Raw genomic sequence first — 10,175 nt, 5'->3', positions numbered from 1 at the left:
GTCTGGTGCCCCGGGGCGCGCCGGCCCGCGGGGCCCCCCCCCCCCCCCCCCCACCACCCCCCGGCGCGATCTCGCGTTGTGGTTGCGTTGGGGGCGAGGTCAGGGGAGATGGCTGAGGGCCGGGACACGCGGGCGGCGTGCGCGCCTGTTCGCCCACCAGCTCCTGGACCTCGGACTTCGTTGCGCGATAGGGAGAGCTGAAGGTCTGGCCCAGGCCGAAATCGGGCTCGGTGCAGCGCCCGGCGTAGTCACCCACCACAGCGCTCGACGACACACGGTGCACCTGCCCGGCCCCAGCTCTGCAGGCGACCACAGCGCGAGATCGCGCCGGTGCTGGGATCAGGCGGTGCGATCGGCCCCGGCCGATCAGACCGCCTGATCCCAGCACCGGCTCACAGGCGATCTCGCCGCCTCGGCGAAGCCGAGGCCGAAAACACAGCGAGGCCGATAACAGAGCAATACCTCACTCCGGGTGCTGTGCCACGGCCACGATGGCGTCGCGCAACGCGGCCCGCAAGCGTCCGACGTCGAGCGGCCCGAGCACGGCCGCTTCACCCGGCGGTGCCACGAGCACGATCTTGTCGTCGCTGCTCACGAACACCGTCACGTCCCTGCGCCTGCCGGCCAGATCCCGGCAGCCGATCGACCACTCGTCCCGATCCGTCACGGCACTCGCCCTCCGATTCGCGGTCGTCCTCGTGCATCGTGCGCGGGTGGGACCGCGACCTCACGGGGCTCTTACGCGGGTTCACCCGAATTGCCTACGACCGGGTTTTCAACGCTGTCGCACGGTCGGGGGACAGGATGTGCCGTTCGCGCAACGGGAGTAGCGTCCACGCGGCAGATCGCCGCGACCCGGTCGCAGGGGTCGTTGTCGCGGAATCACCAGTCGTGGGGTCGTTGTCGTGGGGACACGGGAGGTCGGGATGTCGGAGCCTCGGAAAATCGTCATCGTCGGGGCGGGGCTCGCGGGAGCGTCGGCCGCCGCCGCGGTGCGGGAGCAGGGGTTCGGCGGCGACGTGCTGCTGATGGGGTCCGATCCGCACCGGCCGTACGAGCTGCCGCCGCTGTCGAAGGGCGTGCTGCTGGGCACCGCGGACGAACCCGACTGGGTCCACGAGGAGAGCTACTACGCCGGCCACGACATTCGCCTGTCGTCCGGTCTCACCGCGACGCGCCTGGAACTCGGCGCGCGGCTGGTGCTCGACGACGCCGGCGGCGAGCACAAGTTCGACCGCCTCGTGCTCGCGACGGGTTCGCGCCCGCGCCCGCTGCCCACGCCCGGCGGGAACTTTCCCGGCCTCTACACCCTCCGGACGCTCGACGACGCGCTGAGCCTGCGCAGCGCCTTCACGGACGCGCGGCGCGTCGTGATCATCGGCGGCGGCTGGATCGGCACCGAGGCCGCCGCGGCGGCGCGCTCGCACGACGCGGAGGTGACCGTGGTGGCGCCGGGCCGCCTGCCGCTGGTGAAGGTCCTCGGCGACGAGGTCGCCGGCGTTTTCCACGCGCTGCACGAGGAACACGGTGTGCACTGGCGCCTCGGCGAACGCGTCGCCGAAGTCACCGGGGACGCGGGCGGCGTGCGCGGTGTCCGGCTGCACAGCGGCGAAGAGCTGCTCGCCGACGTGGTCCTGGTGGCCGTCGGGGCCGCGCCCCGCGTCGAATTGGCCCACGCGGCGGGCCTGGAACTGGCCGACGACGGTGGCCTCGCGGTCGACGCGGGCCTGCGCACGGCCGCCCCGGACGTGTACGCCGTCGGCGACATCGCGTCGCACTTCCACCCGCGCTACGGCCACCGCGTGCGCGTCGAGCACTGGGCCACCGCGCGCACTCAGGGCGCCCACGTCGCCGGCAACTTGCTCGGCGAGCACGAGCCCTACCTCGACAGCCCGTACTTCTTCTCCGACCAGTACGACCTCGGCATGGAGTACCGCGGGCTCGCGGACCTCGACCGCGACCGGCTCGTGGTCCGTGGCGACTTGACGGCGCGGGACTTCACCGCGTTCTGGGTCGGCGAAGGGGGAGAGGTCCACGCCGCCATGAACGTCAACCAGTGGGACGACGGCGATGCCTTGCAGCGCCTCGTCGACGGCCGCGCGAAGGTGGGCGACGAGGACCTGAAGTCGGGCGCGCTCGCCGACCTCGGCTGAGTTTCTTCCTCGCGCTGACTCAGGTTTCGACCGGGAGCACGGGTCCGTCCAGCGCCAGGTACCCCACGAGGTTCGGCGGTGCGTAGTCGGCCGCCTGCTTGTGCCGGGTGACGGCGCTGGACGCGACGTACTCGTGTTTCGGGTCCGTGGTCCCGATCCCGCGCGTCACCGACGGCAGCAGGCGGAAGAAACCCGTGCGGGACGGGAACATCGGGCCGAGCGGGTCGCCTTCGCAGGTGAAGTCGTCGCGCAGGGCGAGGCCGTTGGCCCGCGCGTGGTTCGCCAGCCAGCGCAACGGGATGTCGGCGAGACTGTGCTGCGTCTTGCCGCCCCCGCCGACGTCGGCGTGGTACCCGGCGAACCAGACCTGCTCGACCTGCTGGGTGCCGCCCTCCACGGCGGGCGCCCAGATCGAGGGCAGGAACGGCTTGCGGCGCTCGTCGATCGACAGCGCCTGGAACGCCACGTCGACGATCGAGCTCAAAGCCGTGTCGTGGAACTGGAAACGACGGTTGAACACGTCGATCGGCCAGAAACCCGTGAGCGGTACGCCCAGCGCGCCGACGGTGTCCCACACGCCGATGAACCGGATCCGCGGCTCGTGCGAATACGTCCGGCGGAACAGCGTCGCTTCGGTCTTGCGCGGGTGCCACTTGTCGCTGCGGTCGCGGTAGAGGCCGTACGCCTGCGGCACGCGGTGCTCGTGTTCGCGGCGCAGCAGCCCGCAGTTGCGGATGAACCCCGCCGTGCTGCGCACGGTGTACGCGCCGCGGCTGAAGCCCACGAAGAAGATCTCGTCGCCGGGTTCGTAGGTGCGCACGAGGAACCGGTAGGCGGCCTGGACGTCGCGCGAGAGCCCCCGGCCGAACGCGCCGCCGGTGAAGCGGAACCGCTTCGTGCCGACGCCCGACTGGTAGAAGACCCGCTGCTCCGTCCCGGCTTCGTCGGCCGGCGCGACGCCCAGCGCGAGCCGCGTGACGTTGCTCGGCGCCGGTGTGGCGCCGTCCGCCAGGTCCGCCGTGTCCCACGTCCCGTCGCAGCAGATCACGATCCGCTTGGGCATCCGCACCTCGTTCGCCGGTCGATGGGTCCAGGCCATTCAAGTCAGGACCCGGCGGTGTTTCAACGGGTTCGGCGGAATCGGTACCGAACCCGAGGTGTGGCAAGGAAAACGCGTGTCGTTCACCGGTGCTCCCCGCGGTCGCCGCCGGCGCGTCGAAAGATCGGATGAAAACCGGTGTGCGGCCGGCCGGTGGCAGGAGCACGATCGGGCCGGTGTTCGTGCCCCTCCCCGCTGGTCCCCACCAGGGAGATCCGATCAATTTTGCGAGCAAATCCCGCCGGACTCTGGATCGTTCGCAGCTGATGCGCTATACATCGGATGTCTTGATGTGGTTGTGGTGAGAGGGGAACGTCCGTGCAGCTTGTGCGTCTCGGAGCCGCGGGAGAAGAGCGACCGTTCGTTCGTGTCGGAGACGGCACCCTGTACGACCTCTCGGGCCTGACCTCCGACGTCGACGGTGCCTTCCTCGCGTCCGGCGGGATCGCCCGCGCCGCCGCCGCGCTCGAAGCCGGCGAGCTGCCCGCCGCTGGTCCGGAGGCCGCGAGCCTGCGGGTCGGCCCGCCGCTGGCCGCGCCCGGCAAGATCCTCTGCATCGGCATGAACTACCGGCGCCACGCCGAGGAGACCGGCGCCGCCGTGCCCGAAGAGCCCGTGCTGTTCATGAAGGCGCCCGACGTGGTGGTCGGCCCGGCCGACGACGTGCTCATCCCGCGCCGCAGCAGCAGCACCGACTGGGAGGTGGAGCTCGGCGTCGTGATCGGCACGGAGGCTCGCTACCTCGACAGCGTCGACGACGCGCTGGCGCACGTGGCCGGCTACGTCGTGTCCAACGACGTCTCCGAGCGCGAATTCCAGCTGCACCGCGGCGGCCAGTGGGACAAGGGCAAGAACTGCGAGAGGTTCAACCCGCTCGGCCCGGCGCTCGTGACCGCCGACGAGGTGCCCGACCCGCAGGACCTCGGGCTGCGCACTTGGGTCAACGGCAAGAGGGTGCAGGACTCCTCGACCAAGGACATGGTCTTCACCGTTGCCGAGATCATCCACTACCTGAGCCAGTTCATGGTCCTGCGCCCCGGCGACCTGATCAACACCGGCACGCCCGAGGGCGTCGCGCTGGGGCAGCCGGAGCCGAAGCCGTACCTGCGCGAAGGCGATGTCGTCGAGCTGGAGATCGACGGCCTCGGCCGCCAGCGCCAGACGATGAGGCAGGCCTGACATGGCGAAGATCATCGGCATGGAGGTGCTCGACGTCCGGTTCCCCACCTCGCGGGAGCTGGACGGGTCGGACGCCATGAACCCCGACCCCGACTATTCGGCGGCCTACGTCGAACTGCACACCGACGGCGGCCCGGACGGCTACGGCCTGGCCTTCACCATCGGCCGCGGCAACGACGTGCAGGCCGCCGCCATCCGCGCGCTCGCCCCGCACGTCGTCGGCCGCGAAGTGCCCGAAGACGCGCAGGCGCTGGGCGACCTGTCGCGCGAGCTCGTCGGCGACTCGCAGTTCCGCTGGCTGGGCCCGGAGAAGGGCGTGGCGCACATGGCGATCGGCGCGGTCGTGAACGCCGCGTGGGATCTCGCCGCGCGCCGGGCGGACCTGCCGCTGTGGAAGTTCGCCTCGCGCATGACGCCGGAGGAGCTGGTGTCGCTCGTCGACTTCCGCTACCTCTCCGACGCGCTCACCGAGGCCGAGGCGCTGGATATCCTGCGCGCCGCCGAACCCGGGCGGGCGGAGCGCACGGCGAAGCTCGAAGCCGAGGGCTACCGTGCGTACAGCACTTCGCCCGGCTGGCTCGGGTACTCCGACGCGAAGCTGGTGCGCCTGGCCGAACAGGCCGTGGCCGACGGCTTCGAGATGGTCAAGCTGAAGGTCGGCGGCAGCCTCGAAGACGATGTGCGCCGCATGAAGCTGGCGCGCGAGACGGTCGGCGCGGAGATCCGCATCGCCGTCGACGCGAACCAGCGCTGGGACGTGGCCACGGCCGTGTCCTGGATGACCGAGCTCGCGCCGTTCGACCCGTACTGGATCGAGGAACCGACCTCGCCCGACGACGTGCTGGGCCACGCGGCCATCGCGAAGGCGCTCGCGCCGATCAAGGTCGCGACCGGTGAGCACGTGCAGAACCGCGTGGTGTTCAAGCAGCTGCTGCAGGCCGGCGCGATCGACGTGCTGCAGCTCGACGCCGCGCGGGTCGGCGGGGTCAACGAGAACCTCGCGATCCTGTTGCTGGCAGCCAAGTTCGGCGTGCCGGTGTGCCCGCACGCCGGTGGTGTCGGCCTCTGCGAGCTGGTGCGGCACCTGTCGATGTTCGACTTCGTGGCCGTGTCCGGCAGCGACACCGACCGCACCATCGAGTGGGTCGACCACCTGCACGAGCACTTCACCGACCCGGCCGTCGTGCGCGACGGCCGGTACCTGGCCCCGGCCGCACCCGGGTTCTCCGCGCGGATGCACGACGCGACCCTGCGCCGCTTCCGCTTCCCGGACGGTCCAGAGTGGACGGAGGATGCCCAGTGAGCGAGTTCGGCGGCCTGGTGGCCGTGGTCACCGGCGGCGCGTCGGGGATCGGCCTGGCGACGGCGCAGCTGCTGGCCGAGCGCGGCGCGCAGGTGGCCGTGCTGGACCTCAAGACCGACGACGTGCCCGAGCCCCTGGCCGGGTTCCGCTGCGACGTCACGGCCGACGCGGAGGTCACCGCCGCGATCGACGCCGTCGCCGAGCGCTTCGGGCGGATCGACGTGCTGGTGAACAACGCCGGCATCGGCGCGGCGGGTGACGTCACGGCCAACGGCGACGACGAGTGGCACCGCGTCTACGACGTGAACGTCGTCGGCATGGTCCGCACCACGCGCGCGGCGCTGCCCCACCTCAAGGCATCGCCGTCGGCGGTCGTGGTGAACACGTGCTCCATCGCCGCGTGGGCCGGCCTGCCGCAGCGCGCGCTGTACTCCGCGACGAAGGGTGCGGTGCTGTCGCTGACGCTCGCGATGGCCACCGACCACCTGCCTGACCGGATCCGCGTGAACTGCGTGTGCCCCGGCACCGCGGACACGCCGTGGGTCGGCCGGCTGCTCGACGCCGCCGACGACCCGGCGGCCGAGCGTGCGGCGCTGGCCGCGCGCCAGCCGATGGGCCGGCTCGTGACCGCCGACGAGGTCGCGGGCGCCATCACCTACCTCGCCAGCCCGCTGTCCGCGTCGACCACCGGCACCGCGCTCGCGGTGGACGGCGGCATGTACGGCCTGCGCCCGCGGGGACCAGTGCACAACTAGTGCGGTAACAACGCTCTCATCGAGGAGGATGCGGTGCGTACGAAGGTGATCCGGCTGGCTGCCGCGGCAGCCGCGTGTGGTTTGGTCCTGACCGCGTGCGGGTCCACCAAGGACAAACCCGCTGCCGCGAGCGGCGGCGGGGACACCGGCGGCAAGGTGGGGGCCACGCTGCCGCTGCTGACGTCGCCGTTCTGGCAGGCCTACAACAACTACGTGCCGCAGATGGCCAAGCAGGCGGGCCTCGACGCGCTGCCGACGGTAAACGCGGACAACGATCCGGCGAAGCTCATCACCGACATCGGCACGCTGCTCAACCAGGGCGTGAAGGGCCTGGTCGTGACGCCGATCGACTCCGCCGCGATCGTGGCCGGGCTCAAGCAGGCCGAGAACAAGGGCGTGCCGGTGGTCGCGGTCGACGTGGCGCCCGAGGGCGGCAAGGTCGCGATGGTCGTGCGGGCCGACAACAAGGCCTACGGCACCAAGGCGTGCGACGAGATCGGCAAGCGCGTGAAGAGCGGCAAGGTCGTGCAGGTGATGGGTGACCTCGCCTCGGTCAACGGCCGCGACCGCTCGGCTGCGTTCCGCGACTGCATGAAGCAGAAGTACCCGGACATCAAGGTGCTGGAGATCGCGGCGGAGTGGAAGGCCGACAAGGCTTCCTCGGGTCTCGATTCCCTGCTCACCGCGAACCCCGACATCAAGGGCGTCTACATGCAGGCCGGGGGCACCTACCTCGCGCCGACCGAGCAGGCCCTCAAGCGCAAGAACATGTTCTTCCCGGCCGGCGACCCGCGCCACGTCGTGCTCGTGAGCAACGACGGCATCCCGCAGGAGCTGGCCGCGATCCGCAGCGGTGAGCTCGACGCGACCGTGTCGCAGCCGGCCGACGCCTACGCCAAGTACGGCATGTACTGGCTCAAGAAGGCGATGGCGGGCGAGACGTTCAAGCCCGGCCCGACCGACCACGGTTCGCAGATCGTGGAGATCAGCCCCGGCATCCTCGAGGACCAGCTGCCGGCGCCGGTCGTCACCAAGGACAACGTGGACGACAAGGCCTTGTGGGGGAACAACCTGTGAGCGCGCCCGCCCCGGAGCAAGCCGCACCCGTGGTGAGCGCCCACGGCGTCGGCAAGCGCTACGGGCCCACCGTGGCCCTGCACGACGTGAGCCTCACCGTGCGGGCCGGCGAGTCGCACGCGCTCGTCGGCCGCAACGGGGCGGGCAAGTCCACGCTCGTGTCCATCCTCACCGGACTGTCCAAAATGGACACCGGAAGCGTCGAGTTCGGTGGTGAGCCCGCGCCGCCGCTGGCCAAGCAGGACGAGTGGAAGGCCCGCGTGGCGTGCGTGTACCAGCACGCCATGGTGGTGCCGCAGCTGTCGGTGGCCGAGAACCTGTTCCTCAACCGCCAGTCGGGCGAGGGGTTCGCCATCGGCTGGCGCAAGCTGCGGCGCCAGGCCCGCGAGCTGCTCGGCTCGTGGGACGTCCATGTGGACGTCGACGCGCCCGCGGGCGAGCTTTCGGTGGAGGACCGCCAGTTCGTGGAGATCGCCCGGGCACTGAGCTACGGCGCGCGGTTCATCGTGCTCGACGAGCCGACGGCCCAGCTCGACAGCCAGGCCATCGAGCGGCTCTTCGAGCGGATGCGCCAAATGCAACGGGGCGGCGTGACGTTCCTGTTCATCTCCCACCACCTCCACGAGGTGTACGAGGTGTGCCAGGCCGTCACGGTCCTGCGCGACGCGAAGCACGTGCTCACCGGGCCGGTCGCCGACATCACCCGCTCGCAGCTGGTCGACGCCATGACCGGCGAACAGGGCGGGCTCGCCGTGCGCGACGCGGCCACCCGCGACCCGCTCGAGGCGGACGCGGACGAGGTGCTGAGCGTCGAAGGCCTGTCCGGCGACGGCTTCCGCGACGTGTCGCTGCGGGTGCACCGCGGTGAGGTCGTCGGGATGGCCGGCAGCAACGCGAGCGGCAAGCACCAGGTCGCCGAAACCGTGTACGGGTTGCGGACGCCGTCGGCGGGCCGCGTGCTCGTGGCCGGGGAGCCGCTGCCGCCCGGTGACATCGCGGCCGCGCTGCACGCCGGTGTTGGCTGCGTGCCGCGTGACCGCCACCAGCAGGGCCTCGTGCTGGAGCACTCGATCATGGACAACACCACGCTGTCCGTGCTTGACCGCATGGGCCCGGGCGGGTTCGCACCGCCCAAGGCGCGCCACGAACGCGGAGCCCGCGCGCTCACCGCGTACGACATCGTCGCTGCCGGGCCGGCGCAGCCCGTGTCCGACCTGTCGGGCGGCAACCAGCAGAAGGTGGTGCTCGCCCGTGCGCTCGAGAGCGACCCGCGGCTGGTCGTGCTGATCAACCCCACGGCCGGCGTGGACGTGAAGTCGAAAGAGGCCCTGCTCGCGGTGGTCGACCGGGTGCGGGCCGAAGGCAAGGCGGTGCTGATCGTGAGCGACGAGCTCGACGACCTGCGCCTGGCCGACCGGGTGCTGGTGCTGCGCGCCGGTGCCGTCGTCGCCGAACACCAGGCCGGCTGGTCCGACGGAGACCTCGTGGCCGACATCGAAGGAGTCGGGCTCCATGACTGAGCTGATGACCGACCCGCAGACGGCGCTGCCCGCGGCGCCCGCGAAGCGGCGGAACTCGCTGTGGCTGCGCGAGCTGGCGCTGTTGCCCGCTCTCGTGGTCGTGTTCGTGATCGGCGGGCTGATCAGCGATTCGTTCCTCACGTTCGACAACGTGATCAGCATCCTCTCGGCCGCCGCCGCGCTGTCGCTGGTGGTGCTGGGCGAATCGCTGGTGCTGCTCACCGGCAAGTTCGACCTGTCGCTCGAATCGACGATGGGCATCGCGCCCGCGATCGGCGTGATGCTCGTGATCCCGGCGGCTTCGTCCGGGTTCGGCACGGAGTGGCCGGCGGCGCTGGGCCTGCTCGCGATCCCGGTCGTGGGTGCGGTGGTCGGGCTCGTGAACGGCTTCCTGATCGTGAAGCTGAAGCTCAACGCGTTCATCGTCACGCTGGCGATGCTCACGGTGCTGCGCGGCACGCAGATCGGCTCCACCAACGGCAAAACGCTGTTCGACAAGCTCGACGCGTTCACGGCTCTGGCGACCACGACGTTCGCCGGGCTGCCGATGTCGGTGTGGCTGGCCGCGGTGCTGTTCCTGCTGTTCGGCCTCGGCCTGCGCTACCACCGCGTCGGCCGGTCGCTCTACGCGATCGGCGGCAACCGGGAGGCGGCGCGCGCCGCGGGCATCCGGGTGGACCGGATCTCCTGGGCCGTGTTCATCGTGGCCGGGGTGCTCGCCGCGATCGGTGGCCTGGCCTACACCGGCTACGTGGGCGCGCTCGGCGCCGACCAGGGTGACGGCCTGATCCTGCAGGTCTTCGCGGCCGCGGTGATCGGCGGCGTCTCGCTCGACGGCGGCAAGGGCACGCTCGTCGGCGCGCTCACCGGCGTGCTGCTCCTGCAGTCGGTGGACAGCCTGCTGCGCATCGCGCAGGTGCCCGCGGAGTGGCTGAAGGCGATCTACGGCGGCATCATCCTGATCGCCCTGATCATCAGTCGCTACGCCGGTGGAAAGCCGCAGACCTGATCGGCCCAGGGGTCGTGATCATCCGACCTTCTCGCCGGGCGGTGAAGGCGCCCCCGGGGGTTTCCGGGGGCGCCCCGCCG

General features: G+C 71.2%; 9 protein-coding genes. 7 read left to right on the top strand and 2 right to left on the bottom strand.

What is annotated here, in order from left to right:
• Positions 1-463: 463 nt before the first annotated feature.
• Positions 464-667: a hypothetical protein gene (locus tag ACIA77_RS19350; RefSeq protein ID WP_204090775.1), complete on the bottom strand. Its 204-nt coding sequence runs from the start codon at positions 665-667 to the stop codon at positions 464-466.
• 259 nt (positions 668-926) lie between these two features.
• Between ACIA77_RS19350 and ACIA77_RS19345 the strand changes: the two genes are divergently transcribed.
• Entirely contained in the window at positions 927-2,153 is a 1,227-nt protein-coding gene (locus ACIA77_RS19345) for an NAD(P)/FAD-dependent oxidoreductase (protein ID WP_395887260.1), read from the top strand.
• A 19-nt stretch (positions 2,154-2,172) separates the two neighbouring features.
• Here the strand turns inward: ACIA77_RS19345 and ACIA77_RS19340 are convergent, their stop codons facing one another.
• On the bottom strand, positions 2,173-3,216 hold the full coding sequence (locus ACIA77_RS19340) for a DUF2235 domain-containing protein (protein ID WP_395887259.1): 1,044 nt from the start codon (positions 3,214-3,216) through the stop codon (positions 2,173-2,175).
• Between the two features lie 354 nt (positions 3,217-3,570).
• Between ACIA77_RS19340 and ACIA77_RS19335 the strand changes: the two genes are divergently transcribed.
• From ACIA77_RS19335 to ACIA77_RS19310, 6 genes are read left to right on the top strand one after another with little or no spacing between them, the layout of a single operon-like run.
• Positions 3,571-4,431 (top strand): fumarylacetoacetate hydrolase family protein, encoded by an 861-nt coding sequence (locus ACIA77_RS19335; RefSeq protein ID WP_395887258.1) that lies wholly within the window; start codon positions 3,571-3,573, stop codon positions 4,429-4,431.
• Position 4,432: 1 nt separating this feature from the next.
• Entirely contained in the window at positions 4,433-5,734 is a 1,302-nt protein-coding gene (locus tag ACIA77_RS19330) for an enolase C-terminal domain-like protein (RefSeq protein WP_395887257.1), read from the top strand.
• Positions 5,731-6,489 (top strand): SDR family NAD(P)-dependent oxidoreductase, encoded by a 759-nt coding sequence (locus ACIA77_RS19325; protein WP_395887256.1) that lies wholly within the window; start codon positions 5,731-5,733, stop codon positions 6,487-6,489. The genes ACIA77_RS19330 and ACIA77_RS19325 overlap by 4 nt, the downstream gene beginning before the upstream one ends.
• Before the next feature lie 33 nt (positions 6,490-6,522).
• Positions 6,523-7,566 (top strand): sugar ABC transporter substrate-binding protein, encoded by a 1,044-nt coding sequence (locus ACIA77_RS19320; RefSeq protein WP_395887255.1) that lies wholly within the window; start codon positions 6,523-6,525, stop codon positions 7,564-7,566.
• Positions 7,563-9,086: a sugar ABC transporter ATP-binding protein gene (locus ACIA77_RS19315; RefSeq protein WP_395887254.1), complete on the top strand. Its 1,524-nt coding sequence runs from the start codon at positions 7,563-7,565 to the stop codon at positions 9,084-9,086. The genes ACIA77_RS19320 and ACIA77_RS19315 overlap by 4 nt, the downstream gene beginning before the upstream one ends.
• Positions 9,079-10,095 (top strand): ABC transporter permease, encoded by a 1,017-nt coding sequence (locus ACIA77_RS19310; RefSeq protein WP_395887253.1) that lies wholly within the window; start codon positions 9,079-9,081, stop codon positions 10,093-10,095. The genes ACIA77_RS19315 and ACIA77_RS19310 overlap by 8 nt, the downstream gene beginning before the upstream one ends.
• Positions 10,096-10,175: the final 80 nt, after the last annotated feature.

The organism is Amycolatopsis sp. NPDC051903 (assembly GCF_044452505.1).
Lineage (GTDB): Bacteria > Actinomycetota > Actinomycetes > Mycobacteriales > Pseudonocardiaceae > Amycolatopsis.
Note: the sequence above shows the minus strand (reverse complement) of the source record. Positions and strands in the feature narration are given on the sequence as shown.